At 71.4% G+C, this 19,935-nt stretch carries 18 protein-coding genes and 2 tRNA genes; 5 read left to right on the forward strand and 15 right to left on the reverse strand.

Going from position 1 to position 19,935, the window contains the following annotated elements:
• Positions 1-46 precede the first annotated feature (46 nt).
• Together C464_RS14855 and C464_RS14860 are read right to left on the reverse strand one after the other, a co-directional pair.
• Positions 47-460: an SHOCT domain-containing protein gene (locus C464_RS14855; protein WP_006114575.1), complete on the reverse strand. Its 414-nt coding sequence runs from the start codon at positions 458-460 to the stop codon at positions 47-49.
• 66 nt (positions 461-526) lie between these two features.
• Positions 527-1,000, reverse strand: coding sequence for a DUF192 domain-containing protein (locus C464_RS14860; RefSeq protein ID WP_006114576.1), 474 nt, complete (start codon positions 998-1,000; stop codon positions 527-529).
• Positions 1,001-1,061: 61 nt separating this feature from the next.
• Here C464_RS14860 and C464_RS14865 point away from each other — a divergent pair.
• A tRNA-Val gene (locus C464_RS14865) sits at positions 1,062-1,135 on the forward strand.
• A 168-nt stretch (positions 1,136-1,303) separates the two neighbouring features.
• Here the strand turns inward: C464_RS14865 and C464_RS14870 are convergent.
• The 4 genes from C464_RS14870 to C464_RS14885 form a co-directional block, all read right to left on the reverse strand.
• Positions 1,304-2,119: an ABC transporter permease subunit gene (locus C464_RS14870; RefSeq protein WP_006114577.1), complete on the reverse strand. Its 816-nt coding sequence runs from the start codon at positions 2,117-2,119 to the stop codon at positions 1,304-1,306.
• Positions 2,116-3,138: an ABC transporter ATP-binding protein gene (locus C464_RS14875; protein WP_006114578.1), complete on the reverse strand. Its 1,023-nt coding sequence runs from the start codon at positions 3,136-3,138 to the stop codon at positions 2,116-2,118. The genes C464_RS14870 and C464_RS14875 overlap by 4 nt, the downstream gene beginning before the upstream one ends.
• Before the next feature lie 81 nt (positions 3,139-3,219).
• Entirely contained in the window at positions 3,220-5,397 is a 2,178-nt protein-coding gene (gene ligA / locus C464_RS14880; protein WP_006114579.1) for an NAD-dependent DNA ligase LigA, read from the reverse strand.
• A 552-nt stretch (positions 5,398-5,949) separates the two neighbouring features.
• Entirely contained in the window at positions 5,950-7,134 is a 1,185-nt protein-coding gene (locus C464_RS14885) for a metal-dependent hydrolase family protein (RefSeq protein WP_193366021.1), read from the reverse strand.
• A gap of 118 nt (positions 7,135-7,252) precedes the next feature.
• Between C464_RS14885 and C464_RS14890 the strand changes: the two genes are divergently transcribed.
• Complete coding sequence (locus tag C464_RS14890) at positions 7,253-8,947, forward strand: HVO_2922 family protein (RefSeq protein WP_006114581.1); 1,695 nt, start codon at positions 7,253-7,255, stop codon at positions 8,945-8,947.
• Between the two features lie 30 nt (positions 8,948-8,977).
• On the opposite strand, the gene C464_RS14895 is transcribed toward C464_RS14890, so the two are convergent.
• The 8 genes from C464_RS14895 to C464_RS14930 form a co-directional block, all read right to left on the reverse strand.
• Positions 8,978-9,286, reverse strand: a complete 309-nt coding sequence (locus C464_RS14895; protein WP_006114582.1) for a glutaredoxin family protein — start codon at positions 9,284-9,286, stop codon at positions 8,978-8,980.
• A complete protein-coding gene (locus tag C464_RS14900; protein WP_006114583.1) occupies positions 9,283-9,663 on the reverse strand; it encodes a DUF7126 family protein in 381 nt (126 codons plus the stop codon). The genes C464_RS14895 and C464_RS14900 overlap by 4 nt, the downstream gene beginning before the upstream one ends.
• Positions 9,663-10,580 (reverse strand): glutamine-hydrolyzing GMP synthase, encoded by a 918-nt coding sequence (gene guaA / locus C464_RS14905; protein ID WP_006114584.1) that lies wholly within the window; start codon positions 10,578-10,580, stop codon positions 9,663-9,665. The genes C464_RS14900 and guaA overlap by 1 nt, the downstream gene beginning before the upstream one ends.
• The gene (locus C464_RS14910; RefSeq protein ID WP_049911224.1) at positions 10,581-12,236 is read right to left on the reverse strand and encodes a CTP synthase; all 1,656 of its coding nucleotides are present in this window, start codon (positions 12,234-12,236) and stop codon (positions 10,581-10,583) included.
• 713 nt (positions 12,237-12,949) lie between these two features.
• Positions 12,950-13,033, reverse strand: a tRNA-Leu gene (locus C464_RS14915).
• Between the two features lie 35 nt (positions 13,034-13,068).
• Positions 13,069-14,307, reverse strand: coding sequence for an endonuclease/exonuclease/phosphatase family protein (locus C464_RS14920; protein WP_080510463.1), 1,239 nt, complete (start codon positions 14,305-14,307; stop codon positions 13,069-13,071).
• 226 nt (positions 14,308-14,533) lie between these two features.
• Complete coding sequence (locus C464_RS14925; protein WP_006114587.1) at positions 14,534-15,610, reverse strand: PAS domain-containing sensor histidine kinase; 1,077 nt, start codon at positions 15,608-15,610, stop codon at positions 14,534-14,536.
• Positions 15,611-15,677: 67 nt separating this feature from the next.
• The gene (locus tag C464_RS14930) at positions 15,678-16,559 is read right to left on the reverse strand and encodes an EamA family transporter (RefSeq protein ID WP_006114588.1); all 882 of its coding nucleotides are present in this window, start codon (positions 16,557-16,559) and stop codon (positions 15,678-15,680) included.
• A gap of 111 nt (positions 16,560-16,670) precedes the next feature.
• Between C464_RS14930 and C464_RS14935 the strand changes: the two genes are divergently transcribed.
• Together C464_RS14935 and C464_RS14940 are read left to right on the forward strand one after the other, a co-directional pair.
• Entirely contained in the window at positions 16,671-17,252 is a 582-nt protein-coding gene (locus C464_RS14935; RefSeq protein ID WP_006114589.1) for a DUF309 domain-containing protein, read from the forward strand.
• 128 nt (positions 17,253-17,380) lie between these two features.
• On the forward strand, positions 17,381-18,184 hold the full coding sequence (locus tag C464_RS14940) for a M14 family metallopeptidase (RefSeq protein WP_006114590.1): 804 nt from the start codon (positions 17,381-17,383) through the stop codon (positions 18,182-18,184).
• A 39-nt stretch (positions 18,185-18,223) separates the two neighbouring features.
• On the opposite strand, the gene C464_RS14945 is transcribed toward C464_RS14940, so the two are convergent.
• Positions 18,224-18,604: a cupin domain-containing protein gene (locus C464_RS14945; RefSeq protein ID WP_006114591.1), complete on the reverse strand. Its 381-nt coding sequence runs from the start codon at positions 18,602-18,604 to the stop codon at positions 18,224-18,226.
• A gap of 83 nt (positions 18,605-18,687) precedes the next feature.
• On the opposite strand from C464_RS14945, the gene C464_RS14950 reads away from it, so the two are divergent.
• Positions 18,688-19,872 carry a CBS domain-containing protein gene (locus C464_RS14950; protein ID WP_006114592.1) on the forward strand — a complete coding sequence of 395 codons (1,185 nt, stop codon included), beginning with the start codon at positions 18,688-18,690 and terminating at the stop codon, positions 19,870-19,872.
• Positions 19,873-19,935: the final 63 nt, after the last annotated feature.

A 19,935-nucleotide genomic window follows, 5' to 3' on the forward strand; every position in this document is an offset into this window, starting at 1 on the left:
CGGGACCGCGCTTCGATCGAACGGGCGGGAGGCGGCGGCCTCGTTTTCACTCCCGCAGCCGCTCGACCTCGCGTCGGACGCCCTCGCGGACCCTGCCCGCGACGTCTTCGGCGGGGTCGTCCACCGTCTCGGCGTCTTCGGTCTCCAACAGGCGGTCCAGCTTGCGCTCGAACTCCCGCTCGTCGATGTCGTCGTTCGCGTACCGCTCGCGGAGGGCGTCGAGCGCGGGGTCGCCGGTCGCGTGCGCGTCCTCGTCGGCGTCGTCGTCGGGGACGGGCTTCGTGAGGACGTGGAGGACGGGGAGCGCGATGAAGAGGCCGAAGAACCACACGAGCGGGAGCCACCACCAGACGCCGGTGAGGAGGGGTGCGGCGACGCCGGCGCCGACGACGCAGAGGACGAACACCCGCCGCCAGCGGTGGCGGAGGTTCCACGCGACCCGGCGAGCGAGTCCGGTCATGGTCGGAGCGACGCCGGCGACGCTGAAAGCGGTTTCGTCGCCGGGCGCGACGACCGCGCGGCGGCGTCACTCGCGGTCGATCAGGATCCGGTCCCCGGGGTCGACGCCGTGGCGCTCGCTCCACCCGCGGGGCACTTCGAGGACGTACCGGCCGGTCCCCTCGTAGCGGGTGAGCGGTCCCGACTCCGGTTCCGCCTCGTGGACCGTCGTGACGGTGCCGTCGGCGTCGACGAAGACGATGTCGATGGGGAACGCCATGTCGCGCATCACGTAGGCGCGCTCCGCGACGTCGCCGTGGACGAACAGCATCCCCTCGCCCGCGTCGAGGTCGTCGGTCGCGGAGAGCCCGACGTACTGTTTCAGGAGCCCGTCTGCGACCCGGGCCTCGACGGTCGCGAGCGACTCGCCGGTGTCGCCGTCGACGGCCTCGACCGTGGCGGTGTCGTAGCCGGTGACGAGGAGCGCCGGGTTCGTCGCGGCGACGGCGACGCCGGCGAGGAGGACGAGCGCGGCCGCGGCCCCGACGAGACGGCGGTTCACGGGCGGGGTTCGCGGCGCGGAAGGAAATCGTTTTCCGCTCCCGGCGGGTTCGAACGGGTGAGGGCTCGTGGTCTAGCTGGTTATGACGCGGCCTTTACAAGGCTGAGATCGGCGGTTCGAACCCGCCCGAGCCCACTTCGCTGTCGCGAACACACCGTGAGCGACAGCGGTGTGCGTGTCTGAGGGGCGGGTTCGAAGCAGGGAACGGAGCGAGCGCAGCGAGCGGAGTGAGTGAGGTTCGAACCCGCCCGAGCCCACTTCCTGCGGCGAGCAACTCCGCGAGCCGCAGGTACGGAGGGACGCTCAGAGGTCGTCGGCGTCGAACTTCAGCAGGCCGGCGAGCGGCGGCGCGAGCGTCCAGAAGACCAACATCGCGGCCGCGGAGAGCTGCTGGTTCGCGGTGTCGCCGCTGAACAGCTGTTCGCCGAGGAACGCGTTCGACAGCGCCTCGACGGCGGTCGTGGGATTCGAGGCGCGGAGGAACACCCGGATCTGCGCCGCCGACACCGGAAGGGCGTCGACGACGGGACCGGCGGCTCCGACGAGGCGGCCGGTGATCGCGCCCCACAGCAGGACGAAGAGGACGTATATCGCGACGCCGGCGATGAGCGCGCGGCGCTGGGTCGCGGACGCCGCCGAGCAGCCGACGGCGATGGCGACGAAGACGACGCCGAGCGCGGCCGCGAAGACGGTGTAGCCGAGGAACGCGCCGGCGTTGAAGACGACGGGCGCGGCGATCAACACGAGCGCGGGCAGGAGGAAGCCGGCGAACACCGCGAGCGCGAGCGCCGCGGCGCGGCCGGCCACTTTTCCGAACACCACGTCGGCCCGCGAGTGCGGCAGCGATAAGAGCAGCTTCAGCGAGCCGGACTCGCGCTCGCCGCTCACGGCGTTGTAGCCGACGACGACGCCGACGAGCGGGACGAGCGTCGTCACGAGGAAGGGCCCGATGAAGACGCTCAACAGCACCTCCGTGGCGAACTGCTCGCTCTGGCCGGTGGGCCGGACGGCGTACGCGAACGCGGCGACGAGCAGCGAGAACAGCACCACCAAGGCGATCATGCCGCGGGACTGAACGGTCTCTTGGAAGTCCTTCCGGGCGATCGCGGCGAGGCTCATCGGTCAACCTCCTCGGCCGCCGGTTCGTCGTCCGTTCCGTCGTCAGTCGGTTCGTCGTCGGCCGGTTCGTCGTCGGCCGGCGTGGACGCGGCGGAATCGGCGTCGCGCGTCGCCGCGTCGCCCTCCGTGTACGCCAAGAAGAGGTCCTCCAGCGAGGCCTCGCGGGTGTGGAAGTCGGCGACCGCGACGCCGGCCTCCTCCAGCGCCCCGATGACCGCCGTCTTCGCGTCGCTGTCGCAGTTCACCACCAGTTCGTCGCCGTCGCGGGTGACGCCCGAGACGCCGTCGAGCGCGCGGACCGTCGCCACCGCCTCGTCGTCGGCACCGGCGGCCGCGACTTCGAGCGTCTCCTCGCCGCCGACGGTCTCGCGGAGTCCCTCGACTGAGTCTTCCGCCACCAGTTCGCCGTCGCGGAGGATGCCGACGCGGTCGCAGACGGCGTCGACCTGTTCGAGGATGTGCGAGGAGAAGAAGACGGTCGCGCCGCGCTCGGCCTCGGCGCGGACGATCTCGCGCATCTCCTTCGCGCCGGCCGGGTCGAGCCCGGCGGACGGCTCGTCGAGGACCAGCAGGTCGGGGTCGTCGACGAGCGCCATCGCGAGGGCGAGCCGCTGGCGCATCCCCTTCGAGTACGCGCCGGCGTCCCGATCCGCGGCGTCGGCGAGGCCCACGCGCGCCAACAGCGCGTCGGGGTCGTCGGCGGCGTCCTTCGACTCGACGGCGAACTCGACGTGTTTCCGCCCGGAGAGGCGGTCGTACACCGAGAAGCCGTCGGGGAGCACGCCGGTCCGGCGGCGGATCGCGACCCCGTCGGTCGCCACGTCGGCTCCGAGCACGCGGACCGTCCCGGCGGTCGGGCGGACGAGGTCTAAGAGCATGTCGATCGTCGTCGACTTGCCCGCGCCGTTCGGGCCGAGGAACCCGTACACCTCGCCGTCTTCGACGGTGAGATCGAGGTCGCGAACGGCCGTGACGCCGGCGAACTCCTTGGTCACGCCCCGCAGTTCGATCGCGGTCATGTCTTCCGGTTCCGGCGTGAGTTGATAAAGGGTTGTGGGTCGTCGCGGAGCGCGGTCGGCGGCGACCGCGCCCTCGTCGCCTCAGTCGTCGGTCGGCGGCCAGTCGACGCCGCGGTCGGCGAGCAGGGCGGCGAAGTCGGCCTCGTCGACGATCGGAACGCCCTCCGCGTCGGCGTCGTCGCGCTTCGACCGACCCGGACTCTCGCCGGCGACGAGGTAGTCCGTGTTGCCCGAGACGCTCGACGTCGCCGACGCGCCGCGCGCCTCGACGTGGGCCTGCGCCTCGCTCCGCGGGACGGACAGCGATCCCGTGAACACGAAGGTGAGGCCGTCGAGCGCGTCGGCCGGAGCGTCGCCCGCGTCGGTCTCGAACGGCTCGGGGTCGACGCCGCGCTCGCGGAGCCCCGCGATCGCGGTGCGGTTCTCCTCGCGGTCGAAGAACGCCCGGATCGACGCGGCCACCTCCGGGCCGACGTCGTCGACCTCGCGGAGGGCGTCCTCGTCGGCGTCGAGGAGGGCGTCGAGCGTCCCGAAGTGCGCGGCGAGCGCCCGGGCCGTCGTCGCGCCCACGTCCGGGATCCCGAGCCCGGCGAGGAAGTCGTCGAGCGGCGGGTCGCGGGTCGCGTCGAGCTCCGCGATCAGGTTCGCCGCGCTCGTCTCGCCCCACCCCTCCAACGCCGCCAGCTCGTCGGCGGTCAGGTCGTACAGGTCCGGCAGCGACGCGACGAGGCCGGCCTCGCGGAGCTGTTCGACCCGCTCCGGCCCGAGCCCCTCCACGTCGAGCGCGTCGCGGCGCGCCCAGTGTTCGACCGCCCGCTCCAGCTGCGCGGGGCAGCCGAGCCCGCCGGTACAGAACGCGAGCGGCCCGTCGCGCTCGACGGCGGCCCCGCAGACCGGGCAAGCGTCGGGGAACTCGTAGGCCCCCTCGCCGCGCTTCTCGACGACCTCCGGGACGTAGGGGATCACGTCGCCCGCGCGGTAGATCCGGACGCGGTCGCCGACGTTCACCCCGAGCGCCTCGATTTCGGCGGGGTTGTGGAGCGTCGCGCGCGAGACCGTGACGCCGCCGACGTCGACGGGATCGAGCTCGGCGACGGGCGTGAGCCGGCCGGTGCGACCCACCTGGACCGTCACGCCCTCGACCGTTGTCGTCGCGGTCCGGGGCGGGAACTTGTGCGCGAACGCCCAGCGCGGCGCGCGAGACGTGCTCCCGAGCGCCTCGCGGTGCGCGAGCGCGTCGACCTTGATCACGACGCCGTCGACGGCGTAGTTCAGGTCGTCGCGGGCGGCGAGGATCTCGTCGCGGTAGTCGATCGCGGCCTCGACGTCGTCGACGACTTCCACGCGGTCGTTCCGCCGGAGCCCGAGGGACTCGAACGCGTCGAGCGCGTCGCGGTGGCGCGCGGGGCGTTCGGGGCCGTCCGCGTCCGCCTCCCACGCCAGCACGTCGAAGAAGAAGACGTCGAGGGGACGCTCGGCGACGACCGCGGGGTCGAGCTGGCGGAGCGTCCCGGCCGCGGCGTTGCGGGGGTTCGCGAACGGCTCCTCGCCGCGCTCCATGAGTTCCTCGTTGTACGCCTCGAAGGCGGCGCGAGGCATGTAGACCTCCCCGCGAACGGCGAGGCGCTCGGGGTGGTCGTCGCCCCGGAGCCGGGCCGGAACCGAGCCGATCGTCCGGACCTGCTCGGTCACGTCGTCGCCCTCTCGCCCGTCGCCGCGCGTGGCCGCGCGGACGTACGCGCCGTCCTCGTAGACCACCTCTATCGAGAGGCCGTCGAACTTCGGCTCGCAGACGTACGCGAGGTCGTCCGGGTCGAACCCGGGGAGATCGCCCGATCCCGCCGCGTCCGCCAGCCCCCCGCGGACGCGCTCGTCGAACTCGCGGACCGCGTCGGCGTCGGTGTCGTTGTCGATCGAGCGCATCGGCGCGACGTGCTCGACCGTCTCCAACCCGTCGAGCGGCTCGCCGCCGATCCGTCGGGTCGGCGAGTTCTCGGTCGGGAGGTCGAACGCGTCCTCGAGGTCCCGCAGCCGGGCGAACAGCCGGTCGTACTCCTCGTCGGAGACGAGGGGGTCGGCCTCGACGTAGTACCGGTGGTCGTGTTCGCGGACGGCCGCCCGGAGCAGGGCCGCCTGGTCGGCCGCCGCCTCGCGAGAGAAGTCGTCGACCGGATCGAAGTCGGTCGGCGGGTCTTCGACGTAGGGGTTCTCGTCCGGGTCCGCGTGCCGGGTCGACGACCCGGATTGCGCGCTCGTCATCGGTCGATCCTTGCGTCTGCTCGGGTTAAAGGCGACCGTTCGTCGCATTCCGCGCCGGGAGAGAAGACCGACGGCGGCGGGACGCAATTAAAACCTGCGCGCGGCGACGACGGCCATTTATAAATCGAACGCGCAGTGCGGTCGGCGCGTGCCGATGAGCGCCCGAAGGGCGCGAATCGCACGCGCGAGGGACGCGGTGAGCGCTCGGAGAGCGCGAACCGCGAGGCTGGGGAGGCGTGAGGTGCGGTGCTGTGCCGGGCGGGACTCAAAGGGGCAGTCGCGAGGGCGAAGGCGCGGGACGTAAGCACTGGAGGGAGCGAGCAACGCGAGCGACTGAAGCGCGCAGCGAGCGCACCGAGCCCTCGCGACTGGGGCTTTGAATGTCTCCACCACTGACTCGCTGTCGGATATTTATAAACGAGCGACTGGGGCCTCGACAGTGTTCGCCGTCAGTTCGGCGACGGCGATTCGGCACCGTACGAGCGGGGCTTCGGAGACGTTCCTCGCACCACGATGAATCGCTTATAAATCCCCACCGAAGTCGACTCTCTCTCAGTTCACGCGCTCGCCGCGCGCGAACACCGCGTCCGGGTCCTGCCACGCTTCGACGTCTTCTGTCGGGTCGGCGTCGAGGACGACGAGGTCGGCTCGGTACCCCGCGGCGACGCGCCCCACGTCGTCGAGTCCGAGCAGGTCCGCGGCGTTGACGGTGGCGGCTTCGAGGGCCGCCTCCGGCGAGAGGCCGTAGTCGACCATGTGCGCCATCTCCCGCGGGATCTCCTCGAAGAAGTTGAACGGCGTGCCGGCGTCCGTCCCCATCGCGATCGGGACGCCGGCGTCGAGCGCGTGGTCCCACGCGTCGTCGAAGCGCTCGGCGGCGTCCTCGGCCTTCGCGACGGCGTCCTCGGGGATGCCGGCCTCGACGCCGTTGTCGACGATGCCGCGGAGCGCGCTCGCGGTCGGCACCCAGTAGGTGCCGCGCTCGGCCATCATCTCGGCGGCCTCGCGGTCCATGAACGTCCCGTGTTCGACGCTGGAGATGCCGGCCTCCACCGCGTTCTTGATTCCGACCTCGCCGTGGGCGTGGGCCGCGGTCGGCGTGTCGGTCGGGGCGGCCGCGTCGGTGAACGCGGCCAGCTCCTCCGGCGTCAGCTCCGGCGCGCCCGTCACCGCGCCCTCGGTGAGGACGCCGCCGGTCGCCATACACTTGAGCACGTCTGCGCCCGCCTTCAGCTGTTCGCGGGCCGCCTTCCGCACCTCCGCGGGGCCGTCGGCCTCGCGCCCGAACCAGTTGCCGTGGCCGCCGGTCATGATCACGTTGCGGCCGCAGGCGAGCACCCGCGGGCCGTCGATGTCGCCCGCGGCGACGGCCTCCCCGGCGTCGAGCGCGAGCGTCCCGCGGCTGCCGAGGTCGCGCACGGTCGTGACGCCCGCCTGGACCGCGGCTTCGAGGTTGCTCGCGGCCCGGTAGCTCGCCGCGTAGTCGCTCTCGGAGACCGCCGTCGAGACATCGGGCCGCCCGTCCATCATCGCGTGGACGTGCGCGTCGATCAGCCCGGGCGCGACGACCCGCCCGCCGACGTCGACCTCGGTGGCCGCGCCCGCGTCGCGCTCCGCGACCGCGTCGTCGACCGTCGCCGAGTCGCCGACCGCGACGACCTCGCCGTCCGCGACCGCCACGTCGGCCTCGCGGGTGCCCGCGACGTCCGCCACGCGACCGCCTCGCAGTACGTACATGCCACCATGAGGGAGCGTCAGGGTCGTAAACGCTCGGGTCGCGGTAGCCCGGCGGGGCCGGCGCGCAGTCGTGTCATCTGCCATCACATATAACCGGCTGGCCGGAGTCGCACGCCACATGCCAACAGATGACGATCCCGGCGGCGGGGGGCTGTACCGGCGGCGGATCGGCACACCCACGACCGACGACGAGGTGAACGGCTACTGGCTGTTCGGCTTCGGCGTGCTGCTCGGCCTCGCCGGCGTCGCGGTGTTCCTCCTCACCGAGTCGGGGACCGTCGCCCGCGGCCTCGGGTACGCGCTCGCGGCGCTGGCTCCGCCGTTCGTGATGCTCGGGGCCGTGATCCGGTTCCCGCTCCGACGGACCGGGACGTACCTCGGCTACCTCGGCACGGCGGTGAGCGTCCTCGGCGTCGTGTGGTTCGTCAACATCTTCCCGGACGGCTGGTTCACCGCGTCGGGCGACCCGACCGTGATCACCGTCTACGGCGTCGGGCTCCTCCTCGTCGGGCTCGCGGGGACGGTCGTGCCGCTACTCTCGGACCCCGTCTACGAGGACTACGACCGGATGCGCAACGAGGCCGCCGCGGCGACGGCGACGGCCGAGGAGGCCGGCGAAGAGCTGGCGGCGACCCGCGACGAGCTGGCGTCGACGGAGGCCGACCTAGACGCCGCTCGCGAAGAGTTGGCGGCGACCGAGTCCGAACTCGAGACGGCGCGCGAGGACCGAGCGGCCGCCGAGGCCGCGGCCGCGGCGCTGCGCGAGAGCAAGGCGCGGTTCGAGCTGTTCGAGGACGCGAGCGGGAAGCCGCGCTGGCGGCTCCGCCACCGCAACGGCAACGTCATCGCGACCTCCGGACAGGGGTACAGCAGCCGCGGGAAGGCCCAGCAGGGGCTCCACAGCGTGCGCCGAAACGCCCTCGGCGCGGGGCTCCTCCGGATCGAGACGGCGGTCGAGGAGGCAGAGGCGGTCGCCGACGACGACGGTCCGGAGCCGACCGACGCGACGGATCCGGACGTGGCCATCCCGGACGTGACCGCCCCGGACGAGGACGCGGCGGAGAGCGACGCGACGTTCGAGCTGTACGCCGACGCCGCCGACGAGTGGCGCTTCCGGCTCCGCCACGACAACGGCAACGTCGTCGGCGACTCGGGCGAGGGGTACGCCTCCAAGTCGAACGCGAAGCGCGCGCTCTCGAGGCTCCGCGACCACGTCGCGGCCGCGGACTACCTCCGGATCGACCCCGCGGCGTTCGAGGTGTTCCGCGACGCGGCCGGCGAGTACCGCTGGCGGCTCGTCCACGAGAACGGCAACGTCCTCGCGGACTCCGGCGAGGGGTACGCCTCCCGGTCGAAGGCCCGGCAGGGGCTCGACAGCGTCAGGTCGAACGCGGGCGGCGCGGGGCTCGAATACCCCGACGACGAGGAGGCGAATGGCCGGTCGGGCGACGGCGAGAGCAAGGCGACGTTCGAGGTCTACGAGGACAGGGGCGGCGAGTGGCGCTGGCGGCTCGTCCACGACAACGGGAACATCATCGCCGACTCCGGCGAGGGGTACGCCTCCGAGTCGAACGCGACGGACGCGGTCGAGCGCGTCGCCGAGTACGCCCCCGATGCGGGCGCGCTGGCGGCGGGAAGCGCGGCGTTCGAGATCTACGAGGACGCCGCCGAGGAGTGGCGCTGGCGGCTCCGCCACCGCAACGGCAACGTCCTCGCGGACTCCGGCGAGGGGTACGCCTCCCGGTCGAACGCCGTCGAGGCGGTGACGAAGGTGAAGGCCGGCGCGCCCGGCGCGGAGACGGTCGAACAGTAGAGTCGCGGCGGGTGAGCGGGTTTCTCCGGCTCAGGTCGCCGCGAGCAGCTTCAGCCGCAGGTCGCGCTCGTCGACCTCGTACTTGAACGCCGGGTGGCCGTCGACCAGCACGTACGGGACGCGCTCGCCGTACTCGTCGGCCAGTTCGGGGTCGGTGTCCACGTCGACCTCGTCGATCTCGACCGTCACGGGGTCGAGGTCGGCGGCGACCGACTCGATCGTCTCGCGGGCGACAACGCACAGCGAGCAGTCCGCGCGGGTGTAGAGGGTGACCGGGACGGTCGTCGGGCCGCCGTCGGTCGCGGGCCCGTCGTCCGTCGGTTCCGCGTCCCCGGTCACGACTCGCGGTCGGTCGCGTCCGGCGACTCCTCGTCGGCCGGTTCGCCGTCGACCAGTTCCGCGGCGACCGTCGCGGCGTCCAGCAGGTCGGGGTCGACCGCGAGGTCGGCGACGGTCGCGACGAACTCCGGCAGCGACCGGCTCGCGTACGTCACGACCCGAACGTCCGGGTTCCGCTCCTTCGCGACCGGGATGCCGGTCGCCTCCTCGACGTCGGTGAGGACGAAGTACGCGGCGTCGGCGATGCCGGCCTCGGCGAGCGCGTCGGCGGTGACGAGCCCATCGATGCGGTTGATCGCGACGCCGAGCGCGGCGAGCTCCTCGCCGAGCCCGTGCTCGTCGGGGCCGGCGACGACGGCGAGTGGCTGGTCCGTCATCACTCGTACTCGATCGTCGCGGGCGGCTTGTGGGTCACGTCGTAGACGACCCGCGCCACGTTCTCGTTCTCGCCGGTGATCCGGCTCTGGATCCGCTGGAGCGTGCTCCAGTCGAGCTCCTGCGCGCGGGCGGTCATCCCGTCGCGGCTCTCGACGGAGCGCACGGCGACCACCCAGCCGTGGACGCGGTTGTCGCCCTTGACGCCGGTCGCCTTGCCGAGGACCGCGGCGAACGCCTGCCACGGGTCGTACTCCTCCAGCTCCTCCTCGACGACGTGGGTCGCCTCGCGGGCGACCGCGGCCTTCTCCGGGGTCACCTCGCCGACGATCCGGACGGCGAGCCCGGGGCCGGGGAACGGCATCCGCTCGGAGATGATCTCTTCGAGCCCGAGCTCGCGGGCCACCTCGCGCACCTCGTCCTTGTACAGGTCGCGCACGGGCTCGACGATCCCCTCGAAGTCGACGACCTCGGGGAGCCCGCCGACGTTGTGGTGCGACTTGATGTTCCCCTCCGACTCGATGCGGTCGGGGTAGATCGTCCCCTGAACGAGGTAGTCGGCGTCGACGTCGCGCGCGACCGCCTCGAACTCGTCGATGAACCCCTCGCCGATGACGTGGCGCTTCTCCTCGGGATCGGTGACGCCCGCGAGCCGGTCGAAGAATCGGTCCTGCGCCTCGATCACGCGCAGCGACTCCATGAAGTCGAACGTGTCGCGGATCTCCGCCGTCTCCCCCTTCCGCATCAGGCCCGTGTCGACGTAGACGGGGGTGAGCTGGTCGCCGACCGCCTCGTACGCGAGCGTCGCCGCGACCGAGGAGTCGACCCCGCCGGAGAGGGCGATCACGGCGTTCGCGTCGCCGATCGCCTCCCGGATCTCCGCTTTCGCCTCCGCGATGAATTCGTCCGTCTCGACCATCTATAGCCTCACGTCCGCGTTCCGCTCGGTTGTGTCCGTCGATCCCAGCGCCGCCTCGACGAGCGAGACGAACGGCGGGCTCGCGCGGTCGGGCCGCGACCGGAACTCGGGGTGCGCCTGCGTCCCGAAGAAGAACGGGTGGTCCGGACGTTCGAGGATCTCCATCCGGTTGTCGGCGCGCCCGGAGAACGTCAGCCCGTCGGCCTCCAGGTCGTCGATGTACTCGGGGTTCACCTCGTAGCGGTGGCGGTGGCGCTCGGTACAGGAGTCGGCGTCGTACACCCGGGCCGCGAGCGTGTCGGGTTCGATGTCGGTCTCGTGCGCACCGAGCCGCATCGTCCCGCCCATGTCCTCCGTCTCGTACTGCTCGGGGAGCAGGTCGATGACGGGGTGAGGGGTGTCGGGGTCGATCTCCGCGGAGTGGGCCGCGTCGAGGCCGAGGACGTTGCGCGCGTGCTCGACGACCGCCATCTGGAAGCCCAGACAGAGTCCGAGGAACGGCACGCCGTTCTCGCGGGCGTAGCGGATCGCCTCGATCTTCCCGTCGGTCCCGCGGGAACCGAAGCCGCCGGGGACGACGACGGCGTCCGCCTCGGCGAGGCGCTGCTCGTGTTCCTCGCGCGTCTCGTCGGCGTCGACCCACAGCACGTTCACCTCGGTGCCGGTCTGGATGCCGGCGTGCTTCAGCGCCTCGTGGATCGACATGTAGGCGTCTTCGAGGGCGTACTTGCCGACCAGGGCCACGTCGATCTCCTCGTCGCGGTCGCGGGTGACCAGCTCGCGCCACTCCGTCGAGCGCTCGGCCTTCGGCAGCGCCTCCGCGGCGAGGCCGAGCCGCTCCATCACGTACTCGTCTAACCCCTCGTCTTCGACCATCAGCGGGACGTGGTAGATGTCCTCGACGTCCGGGTTCGAGAAGACGGCGTCCGTGGGCACGTCACAGAAGAGGGCGATCTTCTCTTTCGTCTCCGGGTCCAGCCGGTCCTCGGAGCGCCCGACGAGGATGTCGGGCTGGAGCCCGATCGAGCGCAGTTCCTTCACAGAGTGCTGGGTGGGCTTCGTCTTCTGCTCGCCGTTCTTCGAGTACGGGACGAGCGTGACGTGCGTGAAGAGGATGTCCTCGTCGTCCTCCTCGTGGGCGAACTGGCGGAGGGCCTCGAGGAACGGCATCGACTCGATGTCGCCGACCGTCCCGCCGATCTCGACGAGGCAGACGTCGGACCCCTCGGCGGCCTCGCGGATGCGGCGCTTGATGTCGTCGGTGACGTGCGGGATGATCTGGACGGTCTTGCCGAGGTAGTCGCCGGCGCGCTCGCGCTCGATGACGTGCTCGTACGTCTTCCCCGTGGTGACGTTGTGGTCGAACGTCATGTCGGTGCCGAGGAAGCGCTCGTAGTTGCCCAGGTCGAGGTCGACCTCGCCGCCGTCCTTGAGGACGTACACCTCGCCGTGCTCGTACGGGTTCATCGTCCCGGCGTCGACGTTGAGGTAGGGGTCCACCTTGACGGCGGTGACGTCGAAGCCCGCGTTGGCGAGAAGACGCCCGGTGCTGGCGGCGGTGATGCCCTTGCCCAGCCCGGACATCACTCCGCCCGTGACGAACACGAACTTCCGACCCATCGAGGGGTCGTACCCCGTGTCGGGATCTGCTGGCATATCGACCGTCCGGCAGGCCAGGGCAAAACCGTTTCGGACCCTCCGTTTCGGGTGGACGTTCGTGTCGTTTCGAGATGAATCGCGTGATGACGGTGAGAGGAGCGACACCGTCTGCTCGACCGCTTGTACGTAACTCGTTGACCGCAGATCGACTGCGAACACCGTCAAATCCCCAGTCGCGAGGGCGCGGTACGCTCGTTGCGCTCCTCGCTCGTTTCGCTCGCTGCGGTGCTTACGTCGCCTACCGCGCCCTCGCGACTGCCCCTTTGAGTCCCGCCCCGTACGGCTCCGCACAGCACCTCACGCCTCCNTTTGCGAGGGAAGAACGCTCCGAGAGCGCCTTCCGCATCACGGGGGGTGGACCCCGGCGATGCGAGGGGAGGGATTTGAACCCACGGACCACCGCGAGACGGTCCGGCTCGCTTCGCTCGCCGGTTGCGGCTCGCGTGCTCTCGTTCGCTCGCGTCGCTCGCTCACGAGACCTCTACAGGAGCGGAGGTTGAATCCGCCGCCGTTTCCGGGCTCGGCTATGCTGACGGCTCAGAGTAAGTCGGGTGTGAAATTTTGCTAGGGAAGAACGCTCCGAGAGCGCCTTCCGCATCACGGGGGGTGGACCCCGGCGATGCGAGGGGAGGGATTTGAACCCACGGACCACCGCGANGGAAGAACGCTCCGAGAGCGCCTTCCGCATCACGGGGGGTGGACCCCGGCGATGCGAGGGGAGGGATTTGAACCCACGGACCTCTACAGGAGCGGAGCTTGAATCCGCCGCCGTTTCCGGGCTTGGCTACCCTCGCACGCAGTCGAGACCAAGCCCGCCGAGCGATTTAAATCACCGGTTTCCGCGTCCGCGGCCGCCGCCGGATGACCCCGGCCGCGCGGCGATGTCCGCCCAGACGAGGCGGTGGTCCGAGGCGGCCGCGACGTCGTCCGCGAGCCCGCGCTTGTTCGCGTTCGAACTCGGCCAGACGACCGAGGAGCCCCGGAGCGAGAGGTCCGGCGAGGGGAGCACCCAGTCGACCGTCTCACCGCCGCCGAACTCGGCGGTCGCGTATGGGTTCCCGCGCTGCGCGCCGCCGGGGCTCGTGGGTCGACTGCGACTGTCGAAGTCCGAGTTGTCGATGAAGTACTTCGCCGCCGGGTTGAGCGGCTCGTCGCCGGGACCGGCGTTCATGTCGCCGAGCAGGACGTAGGAGGCGTCGTCGTCGAGGCCGCCCTCCGTGCCGGAGTCGTCGTAGATGTACTCTGCGCCGGCGACGTAGTCGGCCCAGAACCGGTTCTCGTCGTGGTTCCACCGTCCGTTGAAATTGTTTTCGGCGTCGAACCCGGTCGGGGTCGGGTGCGAGAACAGCCCGTGGACCGTCTCGCCGTCGACGTCGAACGGCACGTCGACGTGGGTCTTCGAGGAGAGGCGGAAGGCGTCGAGCTCCGTCTCGGTCAGGTAGATCGCGTCGCCCTCGGTAACGACGTCTTCGTCGCTCGCGAGCGGGATCCGGTTGTCCGGCATGTCCGCCCACAGGAACTCCTGGAACGAGCGGACCGCGTCCTCGTCGACGGGGTACTTGCTCGCGATCCCGAAGGCGTACTGGCCGGGGTAGAACCCGAAGCCGAACGCGTCACCCGGCCGAGCGCCCGCCTCGCCGTCCTTGTTGAAGTCGTAGTCTTCCTCGGGGAGGAGCCCGGTGTTGCTGTCTGGCTGGAGCGTGTACTCGTAGTCGATCCCCTCCAGCCGCGGGGTCTGCGGGTCGCTGAGGTAGTTCTCGACGAACGCCTCGATGTTCGTCCGGTCGGTCGGCACGTCATCGTCGACCGTCGCCTCCTGGACGTTGTTGGCGAGTTCGTTGACGACGAGCACGTCGGGGTCGACCTCTTGGACGACGCGGGCCGCGGCCTCCGCCTGCGAATCGCCCGGTTCCTGTACCTGCTCGGTGCCGAGGTCGACGACGTTGAACGCGGCGTACCGCGGGGTCGGGGCGTTCCCACGACCGGCGGCGGTGCCGACGACACCCGGCACCGTCGCGGCTGCGCCGATCGCCTTCAGCACGCTCCGTCGCGAGGAGTTGCGTGGCATGCGAACACGAATATAGTTTAATCGATGTTAAATTTAAACAAATGTGCCTAAAAATACATTTTGCGGCGATCGAGAGAGAAACGTGGCGTCGACGGCGCGTCGGCTGCGTGGCCGTCGGCGGTATCACGGCGCGTCGACGGCGAGAGAGTTCGCGGCTCGGCCGGGCGGGACGGGGAGGGCTAGGGCGGGACAGGGCGGGGCGGGCTAGGGCGGGTAGGGTAGGCGACTACCGCGTTGCGGCGCGCTCGGCACCGACCAGCGTCGCCCGGAACCCGCCCTCGGCGGACTCGTCGATCTCGAGCGTCCAGCCGTGCGCGGCCGCGACGCGCTCGACGATGGCGAGCCCGATTCCGGTGCCGCCGCCGCGAGAGACGCCGAAATCGGCCAGATCGGCCGTCGGGTCCGACCCGTCGGAGAGCGCCGCGTCGTCCGGGAGCCCGGGCCCGTCGTCGGCCACGTACAGCCCGCGGTCGTCGACGCCGACGCGGACCGTCGGGGCGTCGCCGCCGTGGTCGAGGGCGTTGGCGATCAGGTTCCCGACCGCGCGCCGGAGGAGGGCCGGGTCGCCGGCGACCGGGCCGGGGTCCTCGACGACGAGGTCGGCGTCGGCCGGCAGGTCGCCGAAGTCGCCCGATTCGAGGCAGTCGTCGGCGAGGGCGGCGAGGTCGACCGCCCCGTCCGCGGTCTCGATCGCGTCCGGATCGCGGGCCATCACCAGCGCCTCGTCGATCATCGTCTCGATCCGACCGAACGCGCTCTCGGCGGCGTCGAGTCGCTCCACGTCGCCGGTCTCGCGCGCGAGGTCGACGTAGCCGCGGGCGACCGAGAGGGGGTTCCGGAGGTCGTGCGAGAGGAAGCCGGCGAGGCGTTCGAGCCGCTCGTTGAGCCGCCTCAGCTCGCGCTCGCGCTCGACCCGGTCCGTGACGTCGCGGATGACGCCGACCGCGCCGACGACCGCGTCGCCGCGCTCGACCGGCGTCAGCCTGGTCTCGGTGGTCACTTCGCTGCCGTCCGCCAGCGTCGTCGTGAGTTGGACGCGCTCGTCGGCGGCCTCGCCCGCGAGGACGCGCTCCGCGGCCTCCCGGTAGCGGTCGCCCGTCTCGGCGCTCCAGTACCCCTCCTCGACGAGCCGTTCCGGGTGTTTCGCGTGGAGGACCGCCTCCTCGAACCCGGTCACCTCGCGGAGGCGGTCGTTGACGAACGCGCGGTTCCGGTCGGCGTCGAGGACGTACGCGCCGTCGCCGAGGGCGTGGACGATCGACTCGGCGTGGTCGATCGGGGTCGACTCGGACGCGGGTTCCATGGGGGCGGTAAGAGTCGAGCGGTCAAGTGTCTCTCGGCTGCCGGCGGGAGTGCGGGACGGCGACGCCTCAGCCGGCGATCATCGCGACGCCGACGACCGCGAGGACGGCCGCGACGAGCCGGACTCGGAAGTGTCGCTCGCCGAGCAGCACGCCCCCGAGGACGACCGCGACGATGGCCTGCGTGTTGATCACCGGGGAGGCGACGCTCGCGGGCAGCGCCGCGAACGCGACCGTCGTCAGGTGCTCGCCCAGCGCGACGAGCGCGCCGGCCGCGAGGAACTTCGGGAGGTCCCGTCGGCTGACCTCGAACGAACTCCGGAGCGCCGCCGGGAGGAGGACGGCCGCGACGCCGGCGAGCAGCAGCGGCACCCAGAGCGTGCCGGGGATCGCGAGCTCCTGGAGCGCGACCCGCTTTCCCACGTCGGCGACCGCGTAGCAGGCCGCGCTCGCGAGCGCCAGCTGCGCCGGTCGCGACCGCGCGGCCCGCGCGAACGGCGCGAAGAAGCCGCCCGGCTCGTAGTTCGCGACGTACACCGCGAGGGTGGTGACGACGACGCCGGCGACCTGGACCGGCGACAACACCTGTCCGAGCAGTCCGACCTCCAGCGGGAGGACGAACATCGGGACGACCTTGTTGATCGGCGCGACGTACGACACCGCGCCGTCCTCGATGGCGCGCAGGAAGAGGACGAAGGCGGCGGCCGTCGCGAGCGTCGTGACGGCGACGACGGCGAACCGTCGCGGGACCGCGAGCCCCGCCACGCCGGCCGCGGCGTCGCCGAAGCCCACCGTGAGACCGGTCGCCGCGAGGAACCACGCGAGCGCCGCGGCGTTGATCGTCACCGTCAGCGCGGCGGGCGGATACGCGGAGAAGGACCGCTTCAGGACGAAGAGGTACGCGCCCCAGACGACGGCGGCGGCGAGGGCGAAGAGGAGTCCGGCGTCCATTCGGTAGACCGGAGCGCGAGCGGGGGAAAGAAGGGTTCGATCCGTCTGCGGACCGGCTCCGTCGCCAGCGCCGCGAAACGGTTAGGTCGCTGCCGCGTCAACGGCCCGCGCATGGACGACCACACCCGCGATCCGGGCGTCGCCCCGCCCCTCGGGAACCCGACCGGGTGGCACGCGGGCGACGACCCGGACCCGAGGTCGGGAGCGCCGGAATCGACGTCCGACGACGGGGACGGGTCGTCCGGCGAACCGTCGGACGCGCGGCTGGTCGGCGGCTACTGGGAGCACGCGACGCTCCGGCGCGCGACCGAACACGGTGTGCGGCTGTTCAACGACGGCGCGTACCACGAGAGCCACGACTGTTTCGAGGACGAGTGGTACAACTACGGCCGCGGGACGGCTGAGAGCGCCTTCCTCCACGGAATGGTTCAGGTCGCCGCCGGCGCGTACAAGCGCGTCGACTTCGAGAACGACGCGGGGATGCGGTCGCTGTTCGAGACGGCGCTCCAGTACCTCGACGGGATCCCGAGCGACTTCTACGGGGTCGACGTCGACGACGTGCGGGAGACGCTCCGGGCCGCGCTCGGCGACCCGGCCGCGGTCGACGGGTGGCAGATCGCCCTCGACGGCGCGCAGCCGCCGGCGTACCCGGCCGACTACGAGTACGCGGAGCGCGTCGACGAGGAGCACTGAACTCGGGCGTCGCCGATCGCGGAGCGGCGGGGACCGAACGCTTCGCCGCGGGTCCGCACTCCACCTCGGGTCCGAACCCCTCGCCCCGGATCCGAACGCCACTTATCCGCCGCCCGCCAGGGTGTGGTATGGAGATCCACGATCTGGGCGACGGGGAGCCCGAGGTCGCCGTGGTCGGCGCGATCCACGGCGACGAGCCCTGCGGCGCCCGCGCCGTCGAGCGCCTGCTCGACGCGGGCCTCGACCCCGAGCGGCCGGTGCGGCTGATCGTCGCCAACGAGGCCGCGCTCGACGCCGGGGAGCGCTACCTCGACGCCGACCTCAACCGGGCGTTCCCGGGCAACCCCGACGCGGAGGCCCACGAGGTGCGGCTCGCGGCCGAACTGGTCGGCGCGCTGGAGGGGTGTACGACGTTCGCGATCCACTCGACGCAGTCGTACGCGGAGCCGTTCGCCGTCATCGACTCGATGGACGAGGTGACCCGCGCGGTCGCGCCGCACCTCCCCGTCGACGCCGTGATCCAGACGGACGCGTTCACCGAGGGACGGCTCATCGAACACCCGCACACGCTCGAAGTGGAGGCCGGGCTCCAGGGCTCCGAGGCGGCCGCCGACAACGCCTACTGGCTCGCCCGCGCGTTCCTCGCCGCGACCGGCGCGATCTCCGCGCCCGGCGCCGACGACGTGCTCGACGCCGGCGGCCGCGAGGACGTCTCCGTGTTCCGGCTCCGCGAGCGGATCCCGAAGCCCGACGCGGAGGCGTACGAGGTGTTCGCGCGCAACTTCGAGCGCGTCGAGCCCGGCGAGCGGTTCGCGGCCGCCGACGGCGAGCCGCTGCTCGCCGACGAGTCCTTCTACCCCGTGTTGCTGTCGTCGAACGGCTACCGCGACCAGTTCGGCTACGTCGCCGACCGCGTCGGTACGCTGGAGTAGTCGGCCCCGCCGCGGGGGACGCGACCGCGCACGCGGCCCTTACTCGACGAGTTCGATCGCGTCGTCGCCGTTCGGCACCGCGCAGATGAACGCGCCGGGCTCGTCGCGCTCGTTGCGGTACCAGTGCTCGACGCCCGCGGGTATCAGGAGGGCGTCGCCGGCCGACACGGCGTGTTCCTCGTCGCCGATCCCGACGACGTACTCGCCGGCGAGGACGTACTGCTCGTGTTCGACCGCGTTGGTGTGGCGGGGGACCGCGGCGCCCGGCGCGAGTTCGAACCGGCGCATCGCGAAGTTCGGCGCGCCGTCCGACTCGTCGAGGAGGACGCCCTTCGAGAGCCCCTCGGCGGCCTCGACGGGTTCGTAGGTGATCTCGCCGCCGCGTTTCACGACCGACTCGGGATCGCCTGTGTCGCTCATGTGCGTCCCGACGAGGGGCGCGCACTTAATCGATCACCGGCCCGACCCGGTTACTTAACCGATCACCGGGCGAACCCGAGGGCATGCGTGGAATCAAGATCGGGACCGCGTTCGGGATTCCGATCAGGCTCAACTGGACGTTCCTGATCGTCTTACCGCTCTTCGCGTATCTCATCGGGTCGCAGGTCGGGATGATCGCGGAGGTGATGAACGAGGTCGCCGGGCTCGGGATCGACGCCGGCGCGGTCGCCGCCGGCAACACGCCGTGGCTGCTCGGGCTGTCGGCCGCCGTCGGGCTGTTCGTCGGCGTGTTGCTCCACGAGTTCGGCCACTCGCTCGTCGCCATGCGCTACGGCTACGAGATCGAATCGATCACGCTGTGGCTGCTCGGCGGCCTCGCCAGCTTCGCCGAGTTCCCCGAGGACTGGAAACACGAGTTCTGGATCGCGATCGCGGGCCCGCTCGTCAGCGTCGCGGTCGGGGTCGCCTGCTACGGGGTCGTCCTCGTCGCCGCGGGCGGCTCCAACGCCGTCCTCTTCGTCTTCGGCTACCTCGCGCTCTTGAACGTCGTCCTCGCCGTCTTCAACATGCTCCCCGCGTTCCCGATGGACGGCGGGCGGGTCCTGCGGGCGCTCCTCGCGCGGAACCAGCCGCACGCGCAGGCGACCCAGCGGGCCGCCTCCGTGGGGAAGGTGTTCGCGTTCCTGATGGGCATCATCGGCCTGTTCAGCTTCCAGCTGCTGCTCATCGTGCTCGCCTTCTTCATCTACATCGCCGCCTCGGGCGAGGCCCAGCAGACGACCCTGAAGGCCACCTTCGAGGGCGTCACCGTCACCGACGTGATGACGCCCCGCGAGCAGCTCCACACGGTGACGGAGGACACCTCCGTCGCCGACCTGATGAGCCGGATGTTCGAGGAGCGCCACACGGGGTATCCAGTCCTCGACGGCGACGAGCTCGTCGGGATGGTCACCCTCGAAGACGCCAGGTCGGTCCGCGAGGTGGAGCGCGACGCCTACCGCGTCGACGAGGTGATGGCGACCGATCTCGTCGCCGTCGACCCGAGCGCCGACGCCCTGACCGCGCTTCAGACGATGCAGGAACACGGCGTCGGCCGGCTCCCCGTGGTCGGGGGGGAGGGCGAGCTCGTCGGCCTCATCTCCCGGTCTGACCTGATGACCGCGTTCAACATCATCCAGACGGGCGGGACGCCGGGAGTCATCAGCGGCCGGCGACAGCAGGCGGGCGACGAGCCCGGGATCTTCTGACCGCTCGCCCGTCCGGCGGCGATCCGCGGCTCCCTCGGCGTGGGGTATATACGGGGCAACGAC

The sequence above is a fragment of the Halorubrum coriense DSM 10284 genome (assembly GCF_000337035.1).
GTDB lineage: Archaea > Halobacteriota > Halobacteria > Halobacteriales > Haloferacaceae > Halorubrum > Halorubrum coriense.